The organism is Halomonas sp. 5021 (genome assembly GCF_036663435.1).
Taxonomy (GTDB): domain Bacteria; phylum Pseudomonadota; class Gammaproteobacteria; order Pseudomonadales; family Halomonadaceae; genus Vreelandella; species Vreelandella janggokensis.
Genome location: NZ_JAXOVU010000002.1, coordinates 643,664 through 667,763, shown reverse-complemented (window position 1 = coordinate 667,763; position 24,100 = coordinate 643,664). Strand labels below are relative to the sequence as shown.

Sequence of the window (24,100 nt, the reverse complement as noted above, 5' to 3'; positions counted from 1 at the left end):
CGGTGCTTACCTATCAGAGGCCACGCCGCTGACATACAACTACAACAGACACCACGCTGCAGTTCGCTCGCAAAATACCCTCAGTGAAGTGTTCTGCGGCACGCCAGGAGAGTAACAATGCATTATCTTTGGAAACGCACCCTGTTAATGACCGGTGCCACGCTGCTCAGTTCAGGCATGGCTTACGCGCAAACGCCTGATCTTTCCGACCCGCCCGAGATTGATGGCGAGAAGGTGGGTGACCATGGCAGCGTTACCTTACGCATGGGGCTTGGCTTGGCCGAAAGCTCGCCCCAGTACATCTCCAGCGAGTACTTCGCCGATATTCTTGACCAGCGTAGCGACGGTCGCATTACGGTTAACGTCTTCCCCAACAGCCAGCTCGGTGACGACGTGCAGATGATGGAAATGCTGCAAACCGGCACGCTGGATATGACCTATCCTTCCTCGTCTCCCGCAACGAGCTACGTCGAGGAACTGGCGGTATTTGACCTGCCCTTCTTGCTGCCCACCCGAGAAGCAGCTGTTGCGGCGATGCGCAGCGAAGCCGCCCAGGAGATGCTCGATGCCTTTGACGGTACTGGCATCAAAGCCCTCGCGTTCTCTGAAAATGGTTTCCGTCAGCTATCCAATAGCGCCCGGGAAGTCTCCTCGCCAGAGGATGTCGCAGGCCTGGACGTTCGCGGCTTGGCAATTCGCACCATGGAAAACCCGGTACATCTGGATATCTGGGAAGCGCTGGGCGCCAACCCCACGCCCATGGCCTTTGGGGAACTGTTCTCGGCCATGGAACAGGGCGTTGTTGACGGCCAGGAAAACCCCTGGAGCACTATCCTGACTTCCAATTTCTACGAGGTTCAGGAATTCGGTTCGGAAACCCGCCACGTCTACACGCCTTTTATCAAGATGATTTCCGAACGCACTTGGGACGATTTAGATCCTGAGTACCAAGCGCTTATTCAAGAAGCCGCGCTGAAAGCAGCCGATTACGAAATCCAGCTTTCTGCCGAGTACGACGACTGGTCGCGTAATCAGCTTGAAGAACGCGGTATGAAGATCACCCGCCTTGATGACGAGCAAATTGCCGCCTTCCAGGAAGCGGTACAGCCCGTTTATGAAGAGTGGGCACCCCGCATCGGCGAAGACCTGGTAGAGGAATTCCAGCAGATCGCCGAATCGTCCATGACGGAATAAGCGTCGCGTTACTTTCGCTCTGTTAGCCAAGACAAGGGGCACTGGCCCCTTGTCTTGTCGTTATTCGCCTCTGCGGAGAGCTTATGGACTTCCCCGATACGCAAATTCCAGATACGGCGGCCTTTCTCGACGACCCACAGCGCCAACCGTTGGAAATAGACCCCGAGCAGCGCCAGGGGCCCGCGTTGTTTCGCTGGCTGACGCTGGCCATGGAACACGTGATTGCAGCATTGCTGTTAGCGTTAATCATCTCGGTATCGGTCAATGTGGTGGGTCGCGCCGTGTTCAACAATTCCGTGCCCTGGGCCGATGAGCTGGCCCGCATGCTGTTCATCTGGCTGATTTTCCTCGGCGCGGCGGCGGCCTTTGCGCGCTTTGAGCACATCGCCGTGGATATCCTGGTTCGTCGGCTACAGCCGCGCGCCGCCCATATGCTGTATCTGCTCCAGCACGTCATTATCATTATCTTGATGGGTGTCATCATCTGGGGTGGCTTTCTGGTGATGTCGCGCGCATCCGGTCAAACGGCCATCCTGAATGTGCCCTGGAATCTCGTTAACGTCTCATTCGTGCTTTGCGCATGCTTTATTGGTGCAGTGTCTATCTGGCGCGCCTGGAAGAGCATCCAACAAATACGTTCCCCCAACGCAACGCCGAACGCCGATGGAGGCTGCTAAACCATGCTATGGATTTTTCTCGGCATCCTGTTTGTTTCGTTAGCTTTGGGCCTGCCGATTGCATTTGGCTTGGGCATCGCCGCCGTGGTGATGGCGGTGCTCTCTGATATACCACTCTCGATCCTGATCGAGCAGTCGATTCGTGGCGTAAACAGCTTTCCCCTGCTGGCCATTCCGTTCTTTATCATGGTCGGTGAAGTCATGAGCAACGGCGGCATCGCCCGTCGCCTCATGGAGCTGGCCGGTGCCCTGGTGGGTTTCGTGCGCGGCGGCCTGGGCCAGGTGGCGATTACCGGCTCGATGTTCTTCGGTGGGATTAGTGGCTCGGCCGTCGCCGATACCGCCGCCACCGGGGCGATGATGATCCCCTCGATGACCAAACAGGGGTACACAGCGCCACAGGCCACCGCCATCAACACCGTCTCGTCGGTCATCGGCATCATTATTCCACCCTCTATTCCGCTGATTCTGTTTGGCATTGTCACCGAGACGTCGATCAGCCGCCTGTTCATCGCGGGCATTGTGCCGGGGATACTGATCGGTTTCGGGCTCATGACGACCACCTTCATCATGGCCACCATCGGCCACGCAGGGCAGACCCGTAAATTCCGTTTTGATGTGTTATGGCAAGCCTTCAAAGCCGCATGGCTGGCGTTGGTACTGCCAGTGCTCGTCATCGGCGGCATCATCGGCGGTATCTTCACCGCCACCGAGGCGGCCGTTGCCGCCCTGCTTTACTCGCTGTTCATATCGCTGGTGGTCTACCGCGAATTCAAGATTACAGCGCTCTGGGGCATGCTGATCCGTACTGCCCGCTTGACCGGTATGGTCCTGCTATTGCTGGCCTTCGCCACCGTCATTGCCTGGTTTTTAACCATCAATATGGTGCCACAAACGCTGGTCACACAGGTCCAGGCGATCACCCAGGACCCCTTCCTGCTGTTGTTGATCGTTGCCGGGTTGCTGCTGCTGGTGGGGTTTGTCATGGACCTGACCCCCGCGATGGTCATCATGGCGCCGATGCTCACCCCCATTGTCGAGTCCGTTGGCATCGACCCGGTGTATTTCGGCGTACTGATGGCATTTATCCTCGGCATCGGCCTTTTGACACCCCCGGTAGGCACCTGCCTTTACGTCGGTTGCGGTGTCGGCAAGGTCTCCATGGAGCAGCTCGTCAAAGCCATGCTGCCCTACTACGCCACACTGTTGGTGGTGCTGGTCATTCTGATCGCTTTCCCGGGCATTGTGACCTGGTTGCCTGACCTCACCGCTGTTCGCGGTAACTGATAACTGAGTCTCTATATGGATAAGGCATGCAAACGATGATAAGTCCACACGAACTACTGCCGACTGACCTGGACAAAGCCTTGTTAGTTGGCCGCGTATGGCAGGAGGGCCCACGCCCTGGGCCCGCGCTGGTCGCGGTGCGCGATAGCCAGGTTATCGATATTTCCCAGTCGGGGCCGACCATGGCCGACCTGTTGGAACGTGACGATGTGCTGGATGTCGTGCGTAAAGCGGAAGGGCCGAGCCTTTGCAGCCTTGATACGCTACTCACCAACTCCCAACAGTCACCGCCACAGGCGCCTTACCTGCTCGCCCCCTGCGACGTGCAGGCCGTTAAGGCCTGCGGCGTGACCTTTGCTGTCAGCCTGCTGGAACGGGTGATCGAGGAGCAGGCGGGCGGCGATTCGGCCAGGGCGGCCGAGTTGCGCAGCGACTTACAGGCACTCATAGGCAAAGACCTTTCCAAGATCAAGCCTGGTTCCGAGGAGGCGATGTCGCTTAAAAAAGCGCTCCAGGAACGTGGCGGCTGGTCGCAATACATGGAAGTCGGCATCGGGCCCGATGCCGAGGTGTTTACCAAAGCGCAGCCGCTGTCCTCGGTGGGCTTTGGCACGACGGTAGGCCTGCACCCGGCCTCCCAGTGGAATAACCCCGAGCCGGAAATTGTCCTGGCCGTGGATAGCCGCGGCCAGGTGCGCGGCGCTACCCTGGGTAACGACGTCAACCTGCGTGACGTCGAAGGCCGCAGCGCCCTGCTGCTCGGCAAGGCGAAGGATAATAACGCCTCCTGCTCACTGGGGCCGTTCATTCGCCTGTTTGACGACCACTTCGATATCGACAGCGTGCGCAATTGCCAGGTATCGCTGTGTATCGAGGGTGAGGACGACGACTTCCTGCTCCAGGGCGAAAGCGATATGCGCGAAATCAGCCGCGACCCGCTGGACCTGGTCAGCCAGACCATCGGCGACCATCACCAATACCCCGATGGCTTCATGCTGTTTCTGGGCACCATGTTCTCGCCGATTCAGGACCGTGACGGTGAAGGTCAGGGCTTTACCCATCACCTTGGCGACCGCGTCACCATCGCCACTCCAGCCCTGGGCGCTCTGGTCAACCCGGTGGGCAGAAGCGATCAGTTGCCGCCCTGGACCTACGGCATTCGCGAACTGATGCGCCATCTGGCCTAACATCCCTATCATCAAAGAGTCGACAGATGGCAATGACGAACGACGACTTTCTTGACGAACTCAAAGCACTGCTTGGCGACAGCGGTGTATTGCGTCACCCCAATGATATAGCACGCTATGTCAGCGATTGGGCGGGGGACACGCTCGGTACACCGCTTGCCGTTGCCCGCCCGGCGAATACCGAGCAAGTCGCCGAGGTGGTCAGGCGCTGCTATGAACACGACATTGCGATGACGCCCCAGGGTGGCCACAGCGGCCTAGTCGCCGGGGCATTGCCCGCCGCAAATGGCCAGGAACTGGTGATCAGCCTGGAGCGTTTGAATCGCGTGCGCGCCATTGACCCGGTCAACTTCACCATCACCGTAGACGCAGGCTGCATTCTCGAAAACGTCAAACTTGCCGCCGCGGAACATGACTGCGACTTCCCGCTATCACTGGGCGCCCAGGGTAGCTGTCAGATTGGGGGGAATATCGCCACCAATGCCGGCGGGCTTAACGTGCTGCGCTACGGCATGATGCGCGAGCTGGTGCTGGGGCTTGAAGTGGTCCTCCCCGACGGCCGCGTCTGGGAAGGCCTTGACGCCCTACATAAGGACAACCGCGGTTACGACCTTCAACAGCTGTTTCTGGGCAGCGAGGGCACGCTGGGCATCGTCACCGGCGCGGCACTTAAACTCTCCCCACGCCTTACCCAGAATCGCACCGCGCTGCTCGGCCTGCCATCGGTACAGGCGGTGATCGATCTGTACGGTCTGGCACGCCGCGACTGTTGCGACCTGCTGACCGCCTTCGAGCTGATTCCCCGCCGCTGCATCGAGTTGGCCATCGAAGCCACACCTGAGCTGCGCGACCCGCTGGAAAGCGCCTATCCCTGGTATGTGTTGATGGAAGTCGCCGCCACAGGCCCGATCGACCTAAGCGCTATGCTTGAACAGCTGCTTGAAACAGGCATGGAGCGGGAGTGGGTACTTGATGGCGCCCTGGCATCAAGCGATACCCAATCCGCCCAGCTTTGGCAGTTCCGCGAAAGTATGCTGGAAGGCCAGCGACGGCGCGGTGAGCACCTGCGCACCGATATTTCCGTGCCCATCTCGGCACTTCCCGACTTCGTTACCCAGGCGAGCGAAACAGTGATGGCCGCTTCGCCCGAGTGCGAGATCATTGCCTACGGGCATGTCGGCGACGGCAACCTGCACTTCAATATCCTGCCGCCCATGGCCATGGCCGACAGTGAGAAAAAAGCCCACCTCCACGACCTTGAAGAACGACTGTTTGACGTGCTCGACGACTTCCATGGCAGCATCAGCGCCGAACACGGCATTGGTCGCACCAAGCAAGCGCCCTATCTGGCGCGCTTATCGCCACTTGAGCAAGAGTTGGTCCAGGGGGTTAAAACTTTGTTCGACCCCAAGGGATTGATGAACCCAGGCAGGATTTTGCCGGCAGATGACTAGCAAGCGGCCCGCCTGACATTGTCAGCGGGCGCTTTAGGTAAGAGCTAGGCAGGCCCCACCACATGCTTCACTTCCAGGTACGCACTGAGCCCCCAAGGGCCGAGTTCGCGGCCGATGCCGCTGCGCTTGAAGCCGCCCCAGCCGGTCTCGGGGAGTACCAGTTGCTCGCTGTTGTACCAGATGCTGCCGGCTTTGAGCTGTCGGCCAATGCGTTTGGCGCGCTCGGGGTCGCCGCTGATGACGGTGGCCGCCAGGCCGTAGTCGCTGTCGTTGGCGAGTTGGATGGCTTCAGCTTCGCTGACGACACTTCGTGCACAGAGCACCGGGCCAAAAATTTCTTCTTTCCACAGGCGGCTGTCCACCGGCACATCGCGGTAGAGCGTAGGCGCCAGGAAGTAGCCTTTTTCTGGCAGCGTGCGGTGTTTTACATCGCGCACTGCCTTCAGGCCTTCCTGTTCAGCCAGGTCCAGATAGCCCTGGACCGCGTCGCGCTGCCTGGCGCTGGTCATCGGGCCTAAGTCGGTGCCTTCCGCCAGCGGGTCGCCCAATGTCAGCGCATCCATCCGTTCGGCAAGGGCGGCGTAGAGCGCTTCCGCTATATCTTTGTGCACCAATAAACGCGAGGTCGCGGAACAGATTTGCCCGGCGTTGAAGTAGATGCCTGCCATCACCCAATCAGCGGCCTGAGCGGGGTCAGCGTCTTCCATCACCAGAACGGGGGATTTACCCCCCAGTTCCAGCGATACGTTGGCGGAGCGACTGGCCGCGGCTTTCATGACGGCTTCACCGACACGGTTGCTGCCCGTAAAGGAAATTTTGTCCACATCGGGATGGTGGGTCAGCGGCGCGCCAATGCCTTCGCCGTCGCCGTTGAGAATATTCAGCACGCCCGCGGGCAGACCGATTTCCAGAGCAATTTCTGCCTGCACCCGCTCGGGGAGCGGCGTCACTTCTGAGGGTTTGAGCACGGCCGTACAGCCCGCGGCCAAAGCGGGGGCCAGCTTCCAGGCGCTGGTCACCAGTGGGAAGTTCCACGGGGCAATCAGCCCTACCACGCCGACAGGGTCGTGGTAACAGCGGGCTTCAACACCCTCCATTTCCACGCTGACCAACTCGCCCTGGCGGGCATCCAGCGCCCTGGCCTGCCCGGCGTAGTAGCGATAGCAGGCAATCGCATCGTCAAGATCAATGCCCGCTTCCGCCAGCGGTTTACCGTTGTTGGTCGCTGAAAGCGTGAGGATCGAACCCCGGCGGGCTTCCAGCGCGTCGGCGAACTTTTCCAGGAACGCCGCCCGTGCGGCACCGCCGAGCGCCTGCCAGCCGGGCTGCGCCTGCTGGGCGGCGTTGACGGCGGCATCGACATCCGCCGTATCCCCAGCGGTCACCTGGGCAATGCGTTCTTCGCGGTAAGGGTTCATCACGTCGAGCAGACGGGTACCCTGGGAGACGACCCATTGGTTGTTGATGAATTGGTGATCAAGAATCTGGCTATCTGGCAGCGAAGCGTGTTCCGCGCTTGAAAACGTAGACACCGGGTGACTCCTTTAAAGGTCGTGTTGGCGTAGCCAATCATCGATAAGTTGCTTGAGATGCTGGCCGCTAAAACTGGGGAAGTGTCCGCCATGCACCGTGCGCACCGGCAGCTCTCTAAGCCGTCGCATACTGGCGGCATAGTCGGTGAGGTCGCTGTGCCACAGGTCTTCAATCAACGGACCATCGTAAATCAGGTCGCCCGAGATCAAGGTTTGCGTCGCGGATTCCCATAGCGCAATACCGCCGGGAGAATGCCCTGGGGTATGAATCACTTCCCACTGTCGATTGCCTAAATCCAACACCTCACCATCCTCTAATGGGCACACCATTTGCGGCGCGGTAATGCGGTAGCGTTCGTGGGAATAGGGCGCTGGCGGCAACGCTTCGAACATGTCGTCGCTGAGAAACTGCGCTGCCAGGGTGCGTGTATTATCCGGCGAATTCAGAATGTCTGCCTCAGCCCGATGCACATGGCAGCAATCAAATTCATGGGCCGCACCAATATGGTCAAAGTGGGTATGGCTGGCCACTGCCAAGATGTCACGCTGGCTAAGCAGCGCAACGTGTTGGCGCAGCGGTATGGCACCCAGAGCAAAATCCACCACCATACCGCGCTCGCTGCCCTGGACATGCCAGATATTGCAGCGATAAAACGGCTTGATCCACGGCTCGTCGATCAAGGTAATACCGTCCGCCTTGGCGGCGGTACGGTACCACTGGTGTTCGTCAATACGCGTCAAGTTCATGCTGTCGCTCGCCTGGTGATGGCTACTTTGCTGACAACGTAATAGAGCCCGCCGGTAATCACAAACACGGGCAGCGAAGCACCAAAGTCCAGCGGTGCCACCCAGTTCCAGTAATACGCCAAAAGCGCCCCTACCGCATAGCTGCCCAACGCCAGCCAGTTAAATGCAGGCAGGCTATCGGCCTGTTGAATCAGTTGCGCCGAGGTGTAGCGCTGGCGACCCAGCAGGAAGTAATCGACGATCATCAGCGAAAAGGCGGGAATAAAGACGCTGCCAATAATCAGTAGAAACGTCTGGAACTGATCGAGAATACCGGGGATCAGTGCACCGATCACGGACACGACGCCAATGATCAACGCTGGCTTCCAGAACGGCACCTTGGGGCGCACGCTCATGAATGAAAGCGTCGCGCTGTAGACACACATGACGTTCGTCGTCAGTACTGAAAAGAAAATCACCAGCGCCGCCGGCAGCCCAAACCCGAAACCGCTCAGCAGGGCGGTGGGATCGTAGGTCTGCTCCATGCCTTCGGCGATGGATAGCGCCGAGACCGTGGCGCCCAGCCCCATGGCAATCAAGGTGGCCGTCACATAGCCGCCCCAGGTACCGACGACCGCTGCCTTCAACGTACGGCAGTGGCGATTATAGTCCGCCGCGAGCGGTATCCAGGAAAAAGCAGTGGCCACGACGATATCGAAGATCACGCCGCCGCCCAGCACGCCTTCCGGCTCCAGTTGGGTAATGCTTGGCAGGTCGTAATGGCGATTGAGCGCAAACAGCACCACCGCCGATAGCCCCACCATTAACAGCGCTGCGATTTTCTCGACCTTTTCGATACCCAAGTGTCCGCGAAGGGCGATCAGCACCACCAGGGATTCGCACAACACCGTAAACAGCGCCACATTGGAATAGCCCGTCAGGCTCTCCACCGCGTAGTCGAGGCTCATGCCTGCCAAGAGCGCCTGAATCCAGCTCCACGCAATCAGCGCCAGCAGGTTCACCCAGGCAGGAAAGTTGGCGCCTTTTCTACCGAAGGTACCCCGCGCCAGCACCATGGTCGTCATCCCGGTTCGCTGGCCCATGACCCCGATCAACACCAGCGGGATAATGCCGATCGCCGAGCCTACCGCGATCAGCAGCATGGCATGCTGAAAAGTGAGATCCGGCACCAAGAACATACCGGTCAATATGGTGGTAACAACGACGTTGGCGCCCAACCACAGCGCGAAGGTTCCAGGCAGACCGAGACTGTGTTCCACGTCGTCTGCCGACAGCGTATCCTGGCCTAATACATGATTATTCTTCATTGTTGTCTCCTGTTTCGATCAGGTTTGTTTGCCATGCGGCGGCGTTTATCTCGATCAGTAACGGCCCGTTCGCTTCGTGGTTGGTGAGCGCTTTAGCCAACTCGGCGGGGCTTTCTACGAGCACCCCCGGGCAACCAAAGCCTTCGGCCAGAGTGAGAAAGTTCGGCGCCTGAAGGTCCACGCCCAGGCGGGCAACGCCGTTGGCATCCATATAGCGGCGAATCTCTTCGTAACCGGCGTTGTGCCACAGCACGATCACCACCGGCAGACGCTCCTCTACCGCTGTTGCTATCTCAGCGAGGGTAAACATCACCCCACCATCGCCTACCAAGGCCACCACCGGTAGATCAGGGCGACCCAACTGAGCGCCCAGCGCCGCCGGCAGCCCATAGCCCAAGGTGCCGTAGCCCGTTGAGGCGTTGAAATAACGCCTCGGCGCTGGCTGGCTAACCAGGTGATTGCCGGCATACACCGGCGCGGTGGAATCACCTACCAATATCGCCCCAGGCAGATGCTCGGCCAGGGTGTCGTAGAGCGGGACAAAGTCGCTGAAGGCAGGATCGTTTTCTAGATTCAGCGCGCTCAAGGCGTTAGCCGTTCGCTCAATGCCATTACGCTGCATTGCGTCTGGGAAATGCGCCAACAGACGTTCAAGACTGCGTCCGGCGTCCCCCACCAGCCCCAATGTCGTTCGCTGATTGCGCACCAGTTGCTCAGGGTCGAGATCGATCCGGATCAGCGCACCATTAAGATGAAAGCCACCATCAAACACCACGTCATAATCGGTCTCACCAAGCTCGGTACCCACCGCCAGAATCACATCGGCATTGACCGCCAGTTCACGCACCGCGGGTAGCGCGGCGTTAGCCCCCAGATCCAGCGGATGGTCACGGCCCAGCAGGCCTTTGGCATTGATGGTCGTGACCGTGGGCGCATCCAGCTGTTCTACCAGTGCTCGCGCCGCCTCTGGCGCTGCCACGCAGCCACCGCCCAACAGTACCAAGGGTTGCTTCGCTGCATGCAACAAACGGGCGGCTTCGGCAAGCCCTTCCGGGTCGGGAGCAGCACGATAGAGCGTAGGTGCCTGCCAACTGGCCGGTTCATTTACCGGCGCATTAAACAAGTCGATGGGGATTTCGATATGCACCGGGCCAGGGCGTGCGCCATTAAAGACCGCAAAGGCACGGGCCAGCACCTCGGGCAGCGTGTTGGCGTCCAGCAGCGTATGGCTGAATCGCGCCACACCACTGATCATCTGCTGCTGGCTAGGCAGCTCGTGGAGCCGCCCCTGGCCCAAACCCAGCGTATCGCGGCGATTGACGCTGGAGATCACCAGCATGGGAATGGAGTCCGCCAGGGCCTGGCCCATGGCGGTGGCCATATTGGTCATTCCTGGCCCGGTGATAATCAGGCAAACGCCCGGCTTGCCGCTGGCCCGGGCATAGCCGTCGGCCATAAACCCCGCACCCTGCTCATGGCGCGGAGTGATGTGCTGCACATCGCTGCCTTCCAGCCCGCGATAAAGCTCCACGGTATGCACGCCGGGAATGCCGAACAGTGTGCTGACACCGTAGGTATCGCGCAGCAAATGAACCAGCAGCTCGGCACAGCTTATGGTGGATTGATTGCTCGTTACGCTAGTGTTCATTGCAGGCCCCTTAGAAGAAAAACGTATGGGCCATAAAGGCAATGATCGGCAGCGTAATGGCGGTCCGCAGCAGGAAGATCGCCACCAGTTCCCAGAGCTTGATCGGGATCTTCGACTTGAGCAGCAGCGCGCCGATTTCCGACATGTAAATCAACTGAGTGAGCGACAGGCAGGCAATCACAAAGCGGGTCAGCTCGCTTTCGATATTGGTCGCCAGTACCGCCGGCAGAAACATGTCGGCAAAGCCCACCAGCGTCGCGGGCGCTGCCGCTTCTGCCTCGGGAATTCGCAGCAGCTCCAGCACCGGGACCATGGGATAGGAAAGCCAGGTAAACAGCGGGGTAAATTCGGCGAGAATCAGCGCTACCGTGCCAATGGCAAACACCAGCGGCAGCAGTGCGAGGAAAATATCCATGACGTTCAGCAGCGCCAGCTTTGCCAGCTCCCTTGGCCCCGGCGCACCGGCGGCGCGACGCGTGGCTTGCAGCAAGCTGTAACGCAACAGACCTATTTTAGCGGTGGGTTTTTCGCTGATCTGGCACCCTACCGGCTCATAGTAGTCATTGGCTTTGCGCGACAGTGGCGGCAAACGCGGCACGATCACCGCGGCGATCAACCCCGCCACGACCACCGTGAAATAAAACTGCACAAACAGGTGGTTAATATCCACAAAGCTGGTCACGAGCAGCGCAAAGGCAATCGAGACCACCGAAAAGTTGGAGGCAATCACCGAGGCTTCGCGGCCGTTATAGTAGCCCTGCTCATACTGTTGCGTGGTAATCAGTACGCCGACGGTACCCGACCCCATCCACGACGCGGTGGCATCGATAGCACTGCGACCCGGCAGGTTGAAAATCACCCGAAACGGCTTGCGCACCAGGCTGCCGATAAACTCCATGAAGCCGAACTCGACCAGAAACGGCAGCAGCAGCGCAGCAAAGAAGAAGAAGGTCAGTAGCACCGGCGCCAGATCGTTAAGCATCACGCCACCGGTAAACGATGCGGTGACGAATTCGGGGCCTACCTGAAAAAACGTCATCAAGGCAAACAGCGCGCCCAGGATGCGCATACCCAGCCATACAGGCCCGACGTGAAACATTTCGTTCAGCACGCCCGATTTCGCCCAGGAAGGGTTCACCAGTTTGGCGTACAGCGTGGCGACGACCGAGAAGCACAATACCACCGTGGCGATAGCAGGCAGCGCCGCTCCCAGCAGGTTTTGCAACCCATCGGCCATCAGGCCCATGCCGATGTTAATGGTGTCGCCTACCTGAAAGGGCACCAAGAACAACAGCACCCCAATCAGGGAGGGAATTAAGAATTTAATGAGATGGCGCCGCTGGATCGGTTCATCGGCGCTTGGCTCGTCTAACTGCACATGCGAGGACATGGGTTCACCTGTATTGAAGGTTTATTGGAGGTGAGCTGGCGATTTCTGAAGCGGCGGACAACACCGCTTCTTAACTTGCATCGTTATCGTCTACGCCTTGTTAAGTCGGCGCTTTTTATCGCAATTATCGAATTAACTGCCGGTCTTCACGCCCGGCAGTACGCAGAGCATTTCATACAGCAGCGTGGCCCCCATTAATGCCGTGTTGCCGCTTGTGTCATAGGGGGGAGAGACTTCCACCAGATCACCGCCGACAATGTTCAAGCCTGACGCGCCCCGGACGATCTCGAGCCCCTGGGAAGACGTCAGGCCGCCCATTTCCACCGTGCCGGTGCCAGGGGCAACCGACGGATCCAGGGAGTCGATATCAAAGCTGATGTATACCGGGATATCGCCCATCTGTTCGCGCACTTCCTTCATCAACGGCGCCAGCGAGCGGTACCAGCACTCTTCGGCGGGCACAACGCGGAAGCCCTGCTCACGACACCAGTCGAAATCTTCCGCGGCGTATCCCGTCCCCCGCAGGCCTATCTGCACGACCTTGTTGGCGGCCAGCAGCCCCTCTTCCTGGGCACGGCGAAACGGCGTGCCATGGGCAATCGGCTCGCCAAACATGTGCTCATTCACATCGGCGTGGGCATCGACGTGGATCAGCCCCACCGGGCCATGTTTCTTGGCAATGGAGCGCAGTATCGGCAGTGTCAGCGTGTGTTCGCCGCCAAGGGTCAGCGGAATGCAGTCATGCTTGAGCACCTCGTCGTAAAACGCGGTAATGATGTCGACGCTTTTCGGCAGGTGAAAGGTATTGATGGGTACGTCGCCGATGTCTGCCACCTGCAGGCTTTCAAAGGGGGCCGCGCGGGTCGCCATGTTGTAGGGGCGCAGCATGCGCGACTCATCGCGGATCTGGCGCGGCCCAAGGCGTGTGCCCGGGCGGTTTGACGTGCCAATATCCATGGGAATGCCGATAAAGGCGGCGTCCAACCCCTGAGCCGTCTCCTGCGTAGGCAGGCGCATCATGGTCGCGGGGCCGGCAAAGCGTGGCATGCTGTTGCCGCCCATCGGCTGATTAAAGTCCGACATACTCATCTCCAGCTTGTTATTGATTGAGCCATATCCGGCCTGACTACTGTTGAATACTGCAGGTACCGTGCCAACTTCCATTTCGCGCACAGACCGCCATTGAGCGTCGTTAAAAAGCTCTTGTGATGCAAAAATGCATTGAAAATAGGGCCGCTTGATTCAAGAATGCATTATCGATTCAGAAACGCATCAAAGGAGCCCCTGGTGAGCGACATCGATAGCTGCGTCCTGCAAACCATCGTGGAAACAGCCAACGACCATTTCTTCATCGTTGGTGGCGACGGCCGCGTGCTGGATATCAGCCCAGGCGCCGAAGCGGTTTACGGGTTATCACGGGAGGAACTGCTTGCCAGCAGCGTTCAACAGCTACAGGCCGCTGGGGTACTGAAGCCGTCGATTACGCTGGAAGTGATGCGCACGCGCCAACCTGCGCAGCTTATGCAGGTCACCGGGACAGGCCGACGCGTCATTGCTGAAGCCTACCCCGTCTTTGTGGAGGGTAAACTTGAGCGCGTCATCAGCCGCTCCCGGGATCTTACCGACCTGCAACTGCTGCAAGATGAATACGCCCTGCTGCAAAAACGCTTCAGCGAACACTTGAAGCGCAGCCATGCCGCCCCCGATGCCGAAGAACAGGCGCTGGATGACGCCCTGGATGACCTCCAGGTCAGAAGCAACGTCATGCGGGAAATTGCCCTGCTGCTCAAGCGCGTGGCGCCCTCGGATGCCAATGTGCTGATGCTGGGGGAGTCCGGCGTGGGGAAAACCGCCTTCGCCAGACAATTGCACCGCTGGAGCCAGCGCTGTGACGGCCCCTTTATCGACGTCAACTGCTCGGCCATCCCCGAGAACCTCTTCGAGTCGGAGATGTTCGGCTACCAGCCAGGCGCTTTCAGCGGCGCCGCGCGGCAGGGCAAAGCGGGCCTATTGGAGCAGGCCGAAGGCGGCACGCTGTTTCTGGATGAGATCGGCGAGCTGCCGCTACTGATGCAGACCAAACTGCTCAAGGTGATCCAGGATGGCAGCCTGACCCGCTTGGGCGATACCCGCCCAAGGCGGGTGAATTTCCGTTTGGTCGTCGCCACCAACCAGGACCTGGCCAAGCAGGTCGAAGCCGGGCACTTTCGGCTGGACCTTTACTACCGTCTTAATGTCATCCCCGTCACCCTGCCCCCGCTGCGAGACCGCCGCGAGGATATACCCGACTTGGTAGAGGCCTGTCTGAACCGGCTGAACCAGCGCTATGGGCGGCAGAAAATCCTGGGCAATCAGGTATGGTCGACTCTGATGGGCAGTGAATGGCCCGGCAACGTCCGCGAGCTGGAGAACTGGCTGGAAAGAGCCTGGCTTTCAAGCCCCACCGATCAAATCGAAACGCCGACCGTTCATCCCCAAGCGGAACACCCCGCCACGAATCTGGCAAACGCACCAACTTCCTCCAAGACGTCACCCATCGAGCCCCATGAAACCCTCAAACAGTATCTCGCGCGGCTGGAGCGGGAAACCTTTGAAGAATTAAGCACCACGCTGCCCAGCACCTACGCCATCGCCGAACGGCTGGGCATCAGCCAATCCAGCGTGGTACGCAGGCTCCAGCGTTATGGCATTAAAGTCGCCAAGTGATCTTCTGCTTGACACGACGGCTGTCATCAACCATCCATGTAAGTGTCATGCAACTGCAACACCTTCAACACAAGCTGGATCAATAACAACCAACAGCCGGTGATGAGTGTTATGGAGCAATCGCGTATCCGCCTGGAACGCGTTACCAAACGTTGGGACGCGACACCCGCCGTCGACGGTATCTCCTTCGATGTCACGCCCGGGCAATTTGTCATTCTGCTCGGCCCCTCGGGCTGCGGTAAATCAACCACCTTGCGCATGATCGCAGGCCTGGAAGAGGCCAGCGACGGACGTATTTATATCGGCGATCGCGACGTCACCCGCCTGCCGCCGGGGGATCGCGGGCTGAGCATGGTGTTCCAGTCCTACGCGCTGTTTCCGCACTTGAGTGTGGCCGACAACATCGTGTTTGGCCTGCGCAGCCGCAAGGTACCCAAAGCCGAGCAGCGCGAGCGGCTGGCCAAGGTCGCCGAACTCGTTGACCTCACCGACCACCTGAACCGCAAACCCGCCCAGCTTTCCGGCGGCCAGCGCCAGCGGGTGGCACTGGCCCGCTCGGTGATTTCCGAACATCCCATCTGCCTGATGGACGAGCCGCTATCCAACCTGGACGCCCGGCTGCGCAGCGATATGCGCCGGGAAATCAAGGCGTTGCAAAGCCGTCTGAACATGACGGTGATCTACGTCACCCATGACCAGGTCGAGGCCATGAGCATGGGCGACCGTGTGATTCTGATGCAGCACGGCAAGATCGTGCAGGACGGCACCCCTGACGAGCTTTACAACCGCCCGGCCAGTGCCTTCGCCGCCAGCTTTATCGGCAGCCCTGCCATGAACCTGCTGCCACTGGTGGCTGGCGAACACGGCGCTGTGATTGATAGCGAATCCGACATGCCGGTTGCCCCGCTGGAAGCGGCCAACGGTCAGTTGGGCATCCGCCCGGAAGATATCGAGCTACGCCCTGAATCAGCCTCCGGCGTACCGGCAAAGGTGCTCAGCGACGAATACCTGGGGGCCGACACCATCGCCCATCTGGCGGTCGGCCAACATACCCTGCGGATCCGGCTGCGCGGCCGCCATGCGATTACCGGCCAGCACTGCCGGATCGGCTGGCCTGCGTCCGCCGCGCACCTCTTCGCCGAGGATGGCCTGCGTCGTGACGACCTGACCGCTTACTCACTGATGCCCACTGCTCCGACGGAAAGCGAGTTACCCATCGGTTCATCGCAAGACGAAACCCGCCACTCCCAGCTCCAATCCCAACGTTGAGGTGTTCCCCATGCGTGCCCGTATCCCCTTTGCTCTTTCTGCCCTAACCGCTGGTCTGCTAAGCGCCGGTCAGGCCGCTGCCAACGACCCGGTCGAATTGACCATGTACTACCCGGTCGCCGTCGGCGGTGCGTTAACCGATGTAGTCGATGGCTTGGTAGAGGATTTCGAAAATGAGCATCCTGATATCGACGTCGAAGCCATCTACGCCGGCAACTACGACGACACCCGGGTGAGGGCGATGTCGGCGATGGAAGCGGGTGATACGCCACAGCTGTCGGTGATGTTCTCCATCGACCTCTACGAACTGCTGGAGCAAGATGCCATTGTGGCCTTCGACGACCTGGTCGAAAGCGACGCAGAACGCGAATGGCTCGACAGCTTCTACCCCGGCCTGATGGAAAACGGCCGATTGGACGGCAAGACCTACGGCATTCCCTTCCAGCGCTCCACCATCGTGCTGTTCTGGAACAAGGACGCCTTTGAAGCCGCCGGACTCGACCCTGAGACGCCCCCCGAAAACTGGGAACAGATGGCCGAAATGGCCGCCACCGTGCGCGAGGCTTCCGATGGCGAACAGTGGGGCGTCATGGTGCCCTCCACCGGTTATCCCTATTGGATGTTCCAGGCCTTCGCCTTCCAGAACGGCCACCGGCTGATGAGCGAAGACGGCACCGAGGTCTATTTTGATGACCCTGCCGCCATTGAAGCGCTTGAATACTGGGTATCGCTGGCCGATGAGCACGATGCCATGCCTGACGACACCATTGAATGGGGCACGCTGCGCCAGAACTTTATCGAAGAGTCCACCGCGATGATGTGGCACACCACGGGCAACCTGAGCGCCGTGCGTAGCGACGCCGATTTTGATTTCGGCGTCGCCATGCTGCCCATGAAAACCCAGCGTGGCAGCCCCACCGGCGGTGGCAACTTCTACGTCTTCAAGGATACGACGGAAGAAGAGCAGCGCGCGGCCATGACCTTCATCCGCTGGATGACCGCCCCGGAACGCGCCGCTGCCTGGTCGATCGAGACCGGCTATATGGGCGTCAGCCCCGCTGCCTACGAGACCGAGGCGCTGCGCGATTATGTTGAAGACTTCGCCCCCGCCGCCGTCGCCCGGGATCAGCTGGAGCACAGCACGGCGGAGCTCTCCACCTACCAGGGTGGCCGCGTGCGCCGCGCCCTGGACAACGCCGTGCAAGCCGCCCTGACCGGACAGATGAGCCCTGAAGAAGCCCTTACCCAGGCGCAGCAGGAAGCCGAAGCAGTGCTACGCCGCTACGCCCGCTAAGGCGCATTAGAAGAAAACAGGACGCTTCCATGTTCGCCGGGGTTCGCCCCGGCTTTTCCGACTCGCGGTGATCCGCCATGCCCCTAACCGCCCACGGTAAATTACAGCTGTACGGCGCGCTGCTGTTACTGCCCGCTGCCGTACTCCTGGCTGCCTTTGCCTACTTGCCTACCATCATGACCGTCATCAACAGTCTTTTTCTTCCCGGCTTTCGCGGCGAGCCCGCAGCGTTTGTCGGGGTCGAGAACTATCAGGTGCTGTTCGACGACCCAACCTTCTGGCAGGTAGCGCGTAACAACCTGCTCTATGCGCTAGGCACCATCCCCACCTCCATCGCCCTGGCACTGGGCATGGCGCTGTTCGTCAACGGCAAGCTGCCGGGTCGCGGCTTCGTGCGTATGGCCTATTTCACGCCGACCATCCTGCCGATGATCGCCGCCGCCAATATCTGGATGTTTTTCTATGCACCGCAGATCGGCCTGTTCAATAGCCTGCTGGAAACATTGGGATTTTCCGGCGTGAATTGGCTGGGCGATCCAAGCGTGGCCCTCGGCTCGGTGATCGTCATGTCGGTGTGGAAGGAAGCCGGTTTCTTCATGATTTTCTACCTGGCCGCGCTACAGAGTATTCCACCGGAACTCAAGGAAGCCGCTGACCTTGAAGGGACCGGCCGCTGGAGCTTCTTCTGGCGGGTTACCTTTCCGCTACTGATGCCCACCACACTCTTTGTATTGATCAATGCGCTGATCAACGCGGTACGCGTGGTGGATCACCTGTTTATCCTGACCAAGGGTGGGCCCAACAACGCCACCAACCTGCTGCTTTATTACGTCTACGAAAATGCCTTCTCGTTCTTCGACCGCACCACGGCGGCGACCATTACGGTAGTGATTCTTCTGGTGCTCGCCGTGGTCGCAACGCTGAAGTTCACGATCCTTGATCGCAGGACGCACTACCAATGAACACCACAACGACCACTGCGCCCCGCTCTCGTTATGTCTCCATTCCGTCGCTTGAAACGGTGGCCGCATGGCTGCTGGCGGTTATCTGGGTCTTTCCGCTGCTGTATGCGTTCTGGGCCGCCTTTCATCCCAGCGAATTCATGGTGAATTTTGAAATATTCGCCCCGCTGACGCTGGAAAACTTCACCGATGCCTGGTCACAGGCGCCCTTTGCCCGCTACTACCTGAACACCTTTGCACTGGTGACCGGCGTGGTATTCGCCCAGTTTGTGGTCTGTACCCTGGCGGCATTCGCGTTTGCCCGTTTTCCGGTGCCCGGCAAGAACGTCCTGTTCATGCTGGTGCTGATTCAGCTGTTCGTGTTTCCCGAAGTACTGATCGTCGAGAACTACCGTATCGCCAGCGGGCTGGGCTTGATCGACACCATCACCGGGATCGGCCTGCCCTACGTGGCCAGTGCTTTCGGGATTTTCCTGTTGCGCCAGACGTTCAAGACCATCCCCCGGGAGTTGGAGGACGCTGCGCGCATCGAAGGCTGCAACTGGCTGGAAATTTTGTGGAAGGTCTATGTACCGCTGGCCAAGCCCACCTACCTGGCTTACGGCCTGGTCTCGATCAGCCACCACTGGAACAATTTCCTGTGGCCACTCGTCGTCACCAACTCGGTAGAGAGCCGTCCGTTAACCGTCGGGCTGGGCGTCTTTTCGGCACCAGAAACCGGCGTTAACTGGGCGACGGTGAGTGCCGCCACCCTGTTGAGTATCGCCCCTCTACTGGTCGCCTTCCTGCTCTTCCAGCGCCAGTTCGTGCAGTCGTTTTTACGGGCGGGGATTCGCTAGGCAGACGCCCCTCGGGTTTTTCGTGCGACAATTCTCTCTCAGGCACGAGACAAGGAGAGCATTGATGCACGGCGACCCTCACCCGGCAGCCCTCAAGGTACTGCAGGAGGTATTTGGCTACGACAGCTTTCGCGGCCCGCAGCAGGCGATCATTGAGCATGTGATCGCCGGTGGCGATGCGCTGGTGCTGATGCCCACCGGCGGAGGCAAGTCGCTGTGCTATCAGATCCCGGCGCTACTCCGCGAAGGCACCGCCATTGTGGTTTCGCCGCTGATCGCGTTGATGCAGGATCAGGTAGCGGCACTTCAACAGAACGGGGTCAGGGCGGCTTACCTTAACTCCAGCCTCGATTATCACGAGGCGGTCGAGGTTGAGAACCGCCTGCGAGCGGGGGAACTGGATCTTTTGTATGTCGCGCCCGAGCGGCTGGCCACGCCGCGTATGCAGATGCTACTGGAGCAGACCCGGATTGCGCTGTTCGCCATTGATGAGGCCCACTGTGTCTCCCAGTGGGGCCACGATTTCCGCCCCGAGTATCGCCAGCTTTCCCAGCTTCATCAGCGTTTCCCCCACGTGCCGCGCATCGCCCTCACCGCCACCGCCGATGTGCCCACCCGGGGCGATATCATGGAGCATCTGCAGCTTCAGGAAGCGGCGCTTTACAACAGCGGCTTTGACCGGCCCAACATTCGCTACCATATCGCCGAGAATCAGGGTAACGCCAAGGAGCAGTTGCTGCGCTTTATTCGTGAGCACCACGACGGCGAGGCGGGTATCGTCTACTGCCTTTCCCGGCGCAAGGTGGAGGAAACCGCCGCCTGGCTGGAGCGCCAGGGGCTGACGGCACTGCCCTACCATGCGGGGCTTCCCCCCGAGCAGCGCCAGTACCACCAGACCCGCTTTCTGCGCGAAGAGGGTGTGGTCGTCGTGGCCACCATCGCCTTTGGCATGGGCATCGACAAGCCGGACGTGCGCTTCGTCGCCCACCTCAACCTTCCCAAGAGCATCGAAGCCTACTACCAGGAGACCGGCCGGGCCGGGCGCGACGGCCTGGCCGCCGATGCCTGGATGGCCTACGGGCTTCAGGACGTGATCACGCTGCGCCAGATGCAGCAGGACTCCAGCGCCGCTGACCATCAAAAGCGCATTGAGCAGCAGAAGCTCGACGCCATGCTGGGACTGTGCGAGATCATCAGCTGCCGCCGCCAGGCGCTGTTGAACTATTTTGGCGATCACCTGGACGCCCCCTGCGGCAATTGCGACAACTGCCTGACGCCACCCGAGACATGGGAGGCCACCGTGGCGGCGCAAAAGGCGCTCTCCTGTGTCTACCGCACCGAACAGCGCTTCGGCGTGACCTACCTCGTGGATGTCCTGCTAGGCAAAAGCAACGAGCGTATCACCCGCTTTGGCCACGACCGCCTCAGCACCTTCGGCATTGGTAAAGACCTCGCGGCCAGCGAATGGAAAGCGCTCTTTCGCCAACTGATTGCCAGCGGCTTTTTGAGCGTGGATATGGAGGGGCACGGCGGCATCAAGCTAACTGCCAATGCCAAGCCGGTGCTGCGCGGCGAGCAGACCCTCACCCTGCGCAAACCAAGCAAAGCCAAGGCAACTCGACGGGGAAGCAAAAGCACCTCTGTGCCGCAGGGCCACGGCCCGCTGTGGGAAGCCCTGCGTCAGCACCGCCGTGAACTGGCTGAAGCCCAGGGCGTACCTGCCTATGTGATTTTCCACGACGCCACCCTGGCCGAGATGGTCGAGCAGACCCCTCAGAGCCTGGCGGCACTGGGCGCCATCTCCGGCATCGGCGCGCGCAAGCTGACGGACTACGGCGAGGGCTTTCTGAACGTTATCCTGACGCATCAGGAAACCGAGCAAAGCAGCTGAACCCGCGTGTCCTCAGGCCATGGCATTGCTGATAGGCGCTACCGTGCTGATCTACATAAGTCACCAGCAGCGTCATCGGCGTTTGGTAAATCAACCGGGTTAGCCACCCAGATACGATTACGGCCCCAGCGCTTGGCTTGATAAAGGGCCTGATCGGCGTGGGAGAGTATATCGTCAGCGGTCATGTTTGCCTCTGGGGGCAGCACCGCCACGCCCACGCTGACCGTGACAACCGCCTGAGGCGAGACCCCGGCATTGGCTATCTGCAGGGCTTCGACGCCGCGACGGATACGCTCGGCCGCGGGCTCGGCAGCTTCCGGCGACGCTTCCGCCATGAGCACAACGAATTCCTCACCGCCAAACCGCACTACCAGATCGGCGCTGCGGCTATTCAGCTGCATAGCCCTGGCCACCTGACGCAAACAGTCATCACCCTGAAGGTGCCCATAACGGTCGTTGTAGGCTTTAAAGTGGTCGATATCGATCACCATGAGCCCTAGCCAGGCGTTTTTATCAACGGCCTCACGCCAGCGCGTCGCAAATTCCATATCGAGTTGGCGACGGTTGGCCAGGTTCGTCAGCGGATCGGTCAGCGACAGTTGGGAGAGCATTTCATTGTTTTTCAGGTAATGACCTGCGCGCAGCTTTTCCCGCAACACATGCAGATAGGCAAGCCGTTCGCTGCGCTCGAGACGATAGTTGGCCACCAGCGTGAAGGCCCCATTGGCCAGAAGGGTAAAGATGGCCAGTCGCTTGATTTCCAGCGGCATTGGGGCGTAGTTAATCACAAACGCCACGATAATCAGAACGCTGAGCACTGAGGACGCCAGCGCATAGCCGAAACGCAACGAATAGACGATATTACCCACCACCAGAATGAGCCCGAAGGAGAACACATCCAGGTAGGAGTAGCGCGCGGTGGACGAGACAAGAATCATGCAGGAGATTAGCGTGGCACAGATCACCGTGCTGGCCATCAGAAATTCGCGAGTTCGAGGCGAAACCCCGCGATATACCCACCAGAGGATAGTCAGCCCGACGGGCAGCATTACCCCCGCCCGCAACGCCACCGCGGTGGTAAACGCATCGGGACGAAAACTGAAGTCGTTGATCAGGAAGAGATTATAGATAAACGCCGCTATCAGCCCTGCCACCACCATGTTTCGGCTGCGCTGACGCTGCGTATCGGCCTCGAAATGCGCTTCTACATGGTCGGCAAAGCGTAATCGCCAGGAACCTCGTCCAAGCTCGTCTTCGACGTCTTTGAGCAACACGTCATTGACCATGCCTCACCCCTATGACCCAACCAGCTCACCTTTCGCATCAATGCCGCGTTAGTGGGCACAGTACTTTACTTTGAAGACGGTTATGCAAAGCCACGATAGCATCAAGTTATAATGGATACGCCGACGCTGATTAAACGCGTGTGACACTTTTGTATGAGGCGCTCATCAGCCTCTCGGCGAAAGCATCCGCTATTGATTAAGGAGAAAAGGCATGCAGCGCGAACAGGACCCCAAGACACGCGACTGGACGTTCACACTCGGACACAGGGAATTGGTGGTGCACCAACGCTATGAAGCGCTGAGCATTCTGAATGATTTCATGTTGGGGATCTGGTTCACCATCGGCAGCGTCTGCTTTTTCTACGAAGGCAGCCTCAGAACACTGGGCGTCTGGCTGTTCGTGATCGGCAGCGTGCAGCTGCTGTTACGCCCGGCGATTCGCCTGCATCGCTATATCTACTTCAAGCAACTGCCGGACACCAATCACGATGCCTAGCCGACTAGGAAGACCACTCAGCGCAGCTGGCTATCCTTGCTGCCTCGACGGTTATAGCCGCTGACGCTTGCCTGCTTCTTGTCCACGGCCGCCTGGCAGTCCACGCACAGCCGAACGCCAGGAATGGCCTTGCGGCGGGGCTCGGGGATCGGCTCGCCACATTCTTCGCAGGTGTCCAGGCTTTCGCCCCGGGGCAATTGGCTGCGGGCTCGCTGCACCGCGTCTTCCAAGGTGCTTTCTATCTGCGCTTGTTCAGCGCCGTCTTTTGCCCATCCACCGGCCATGGCCGCGCTCCTCGCTAGGTTAAAACCTCTTTCAGCATAGCAGCTAGGACGGGTCGTGTTGCTCGACGCCCTCGAACACCTCGGGGTATTTGCGCTTGGCGCGCGCCAGCCGAATGATGGTAATGATATTGGTGATCACGATCAGGGCTTCGGCAAGCGTGCCGCCAATCGTGCCGATCAGCAGGTTGTTGAGCATCCATGCCAGGGCCGCCAGCCCCAGGAAGACGCGCATGGCGATGCCGCGCAGCAGGAACATGCCCAGCGTGCCCAGCACCATGGCCGCTAGGGGCAAGACGTCGATCCAGCTCTGCCAGGTAAGCCATGCCGCGATACCGCTGACCGCCAGTACTCCCGCCATGACCGGCTTGCTGCCCAGAAAGCGCCGAGCCAGCACGATGCGTACGATCACCAGCACCGTCAGCGCAGCGGCGGTCCAGCTCCCGAAGAACACAAACTGCAGCGCAAAGGCCACGTTGGCCGAGATCAGCAGCACCAGCAGGCGGTCATCGTGCTTGCTTGAAAATGCCACCAGGCAAATCACCAGGGCGACCAGGCCAAAGAACTGACCAGCCAGGACGCTGTGGCTGAATGTTTCAAGCATAACGACAGGGCTCCTAGGTCGGCTTTGCCCCAGGCTACCACGTCGTTAC

General features: G+C 59.7%; 21 protein-coding genes. 12 read left to right on the top strand and 9 right to left on the bottom strand.

What is annotated here, in order from left to right:
• The first annotated feature begins 117 nt into the window (after positions 1–117).
• From R3F64_RS06735 to R3F64_RS06715, 5 genes are all read left to right on the top strand, one after another.
• Entirely contained in the window at positions 118–1,194 is a 1,077-nt protein-coding gene (locus tag R3F64_RS06735; protein ID WP_253026073.1) for a TRAP transporter substrate-binding protein, read from the top strand.
• Positions 1,195–1,277: 83 nt separating this feature from the next.
• The gene (locus tag R3F64_RS06730) at positions 1,278–1,871 is read left to right on the top strand and encodes a TRAP transporter small permease (protein WP_332610574.1); all 594 of its coding nucleotides are present in this window, start codon (positions 1,278–1,280) and stop codon (positions 1,869–1,871) included.
• Positions 1,872–1,874: 3 nt separating this feature from the next.
• The gene (locus tag R3F64_RS06725; RefSeq protein ID WP_253026069.1) at positions 1,875–3,158 is read left to right on the top strand and encodes a TRAP transporter large permease; all 1,284 of its coding nucleotides are present in this window, start codon (positions 1,875–1,877) and stop codon (positions 3,156–3,158) included.
• Positions 3,159–3,184: 26 nt separating this feature from the next.
• Positions 3,185–4,345 carry a fumarylacetoacetate hydrolase family protein gene (locus tag R3F64_RS06720; protein WP_332610571.1) on the top strand — a complete coding sequence of 387 codons (1,161 nt, stop codon included), beginning with the start codon at positions 3,185–3,187 and terminating at the stop codon, positions 4,343–4,345.
• A 26-nt stretch (positions 4,346–4,371) separates the two neighbouring features.
• Complete coding sequence (locus tag R3F64_RS06715) at positions 4,372–5,799, top strand: FAD-binding oxidoreductase (protein ID WP_442908817.1); 1,428 nt, start codon at positions 4,372–4,374, stop codon at positions 5,797–5,799.
• Positions 5,800–5,843: 44 nt separating this feature from the next.
• On the opposite strand, the gene R3F64_RS06710 is transcribed toward R3F64_RS06715, so the two are convergent.
• The 6 genes from R3F64_RS06710 to speB all read right to left on the bottom strand — a co-directional run bounded on the left by R3F64_RS06710 (position 5,844) and on the right by speB (position 13,506).
• On the bottom strand, positions 5,844–7,331 hold the full coding sequence (locus tag R3F64_RS06710) for an aldehyde dehydrogenase family protein (RefSeq protein ID WP_332610569.1): 1,488 nt from the start codon (positions 7,329–7,331) through the stop codon (positions 5,844–5,846).
• Positions 7,332–7,343: 12 nt separating this feature from the next.
• Positions 7,344–8,078: an MBL fold metallo-hydrolase gene (locus tag R3F64_RS06705; protein ID WP_332610567.1), complete on the bottom strand. Its 735-nt coding sequence runs from the start codon at positions 8,076–8,078 to the stop codon at positions 7,344–7,346.
• Positions 8,075–9,385, bottom strand: coding sequence for a purine-cytosine permease family protein (locus R3F64_RS06700; protein ID WP_085919980.1), 1,311 nt, complete (start codon positions 9,383–9,385; stop codon positions 8,075–8,077). The genes R3F64_RS06705 and R3F64_RS06700 overlap by 4 nt, the downstream gene beginning before the upstream one ends.
• Positions 9,375–11,033, bottom strand: a complete 1,659-nt coding sequence (locus R3F64_RS06695) for a 5-guanidino-2-oxopentanoate decarboxylase (protein WP_332610564.1) — start codon at positions 11,031–11,033, stop codon at positions 9,375–9,377. Before R3F64_RS06695 ends, R3F64_RS06700 begins: the two co-directional genes overlap by 11 nt.
• Before the next feature lie 10 nt (positions 11,034–11,043).
• On the bottom strand, positions 11,044–12,423 hold the full coding sequence (locus tag R3F64_RS06690; protein WP_264824797.1) for a YjiH family protein: 1,380 nt from the start codon (positions 12,421–12,423) through the stop codon (positions 11,044–11,046).
• A gap of 132 nt (positions 12,424–12,555) precedes the next feature.
• A complete protein-coding gene (gene speB / locus R3F64_RS06685; protein WP_085919983.1) occupies positions 12,556–13,506 on the bottom strand; it encodes an agmatinase in 951 nt (316 codons plus the stop codon).
• 204 nt (positions 13,507–13,710) lie between these two features.
• Here speB and R3F64_RS06680 point away from each other — a divergent pair, with 204 nt between their 5' ends.
• The 6 genes from R3F64_RS06680 to recQ all read left to right on the top strand — a co-directional run bounded on the left by R3F64_RS06680 (position 13,711) and on the right by recQ (position 21,384).
• Positions 13,711–15,129, top strand: a complete 1,419-nt coding sequence (locus R3F64_RS06680) for a sigma-54 interaction domain-containing protein (RefSeq protein WP_332610560.1) — start codon at positions 13,711–13,713, stop codon at positions 15,127–15,129.
• A 111-nt stretch (positions 15,130–15,240) separates the two neighbouring features.
• On the top strand, positions 15,241–16,398 hold the full coding sequence (locus tag R3F64_RS06675) for an ABC transporter ATP-binding protein (protein WP_253026047.1): 1,158 nt from the start codon (positions 15,241–15,243) through the stop codon (positions 16,396–16,398).
• Between the two features lie 10 nt (positions 16,399–16,408).
• Complete coding sequence (locus R3F64_RS06670; RefSeq protein WP_253026046.1) at positions 16,409–17,692, top strand: ABC transporter substrate-binding protein; 1,284 nt, start codon at positions 16,409–16,411, stop codon at positions 17,690–17,692.
• A gap of 77 nt (positions 17,693–17,769) precedes the next feature.
• A complete protein-coding gene (locus R3F64_RS06665; protein ID WP_332610557.1) occupies positions 17,770–18,654 on the top strand; it encodes a carbohydrate ABC transporter permease in 885 nt (294 codons plus the stop codon).
• The gene (locus tag R3F64_RS06660; RefSeq protein WP_199284052.1) at positions 18,651–19,493 is read left to right on the top strand and encodes a carbohydrate ABC transporter permease; all 843 of its coding nucleotides are present in this window, start codon (positions 18,651–18,653) and stop codon (positions 19,491–19,493) included. The genes R3F64_RS06665 and R3F64_RS06660 overlap by 4 nt, the downstream gene beginning before the upstream one ends.
• A gap of 64 nt (positions 19,494–19,557) precedes the next feature.
• Positions 19,558–21,384: a DNA helicase RecQ gene (gene recQ, locus R3F64_RS06655; RefSeq protein ID WP_264824793.1), complete on the top strand. Its 1,827-nt coding sequence runs from the start codon at positions 19,558–19,560 to the stop codon at positions 21,382–21,384.
• Between the two features lie 38 nt (positions 21,385–21,422).
• Here recQ and R3F64_RS06650 read toward each other — a convergent pair whose 3' ends face one another.
• Complete coding sequence (locus R3F64_RS06650; protein ID WP_332610554.1) at positions 21,423–22,670, bottom strand: GGDEF domain-containing protein; 1,248 nt, start codon at positions 22,668–22,670, stop codon at positions 21,423–21,425.
• Between the two features lie 211 nt (positions 22,671–22,881).
• Between R3F64_RS06650 and R3F64_RS06645 the strand changes: the two genes are divergently transcribed.
• Complete coding sequence (locus R3F64_RS06645; protein ID WP_085918971.1) at positions 22,882–23,166, top strand: YrhK family protein; 285 nt, start codon at positions 22,882–22,884, stop codon at positions 23,164–23,166.
• A gap of 17 nt (positions 23,167–23,183) precedes the next feature.
• On the opposite strand, the gene R3F64_RS06640 is transcribed toward R3F64_RS06645, so the two are convergent.
• Complete coding sequence (locus R3F64_RS06640) at positions 23,184–23,450, bottom strand: DksA/TraR family C4-type zinc finger protein (RefSeq protein WP_085918970.1); 267 nt, start codon at positions 23,448–23,450, stop codon at positions 23,184–23,186.
• Positions 23,451–23,493: 43 nt separating this feature from the next.
• Positions 23,494–24,051: a YgjV family protein gene (locus R3F64_RS06635; RefSeq protein ID WP_332610551.1), complete on the bottom strand. Its 558-nt coding sequence runs from the start codon at positions 24,049–24,051 to the stop codon at positions 23,494–23,496.
• Between the last annotated feature and the right edge of the window lie 49 nt (positions 24,052–24,100).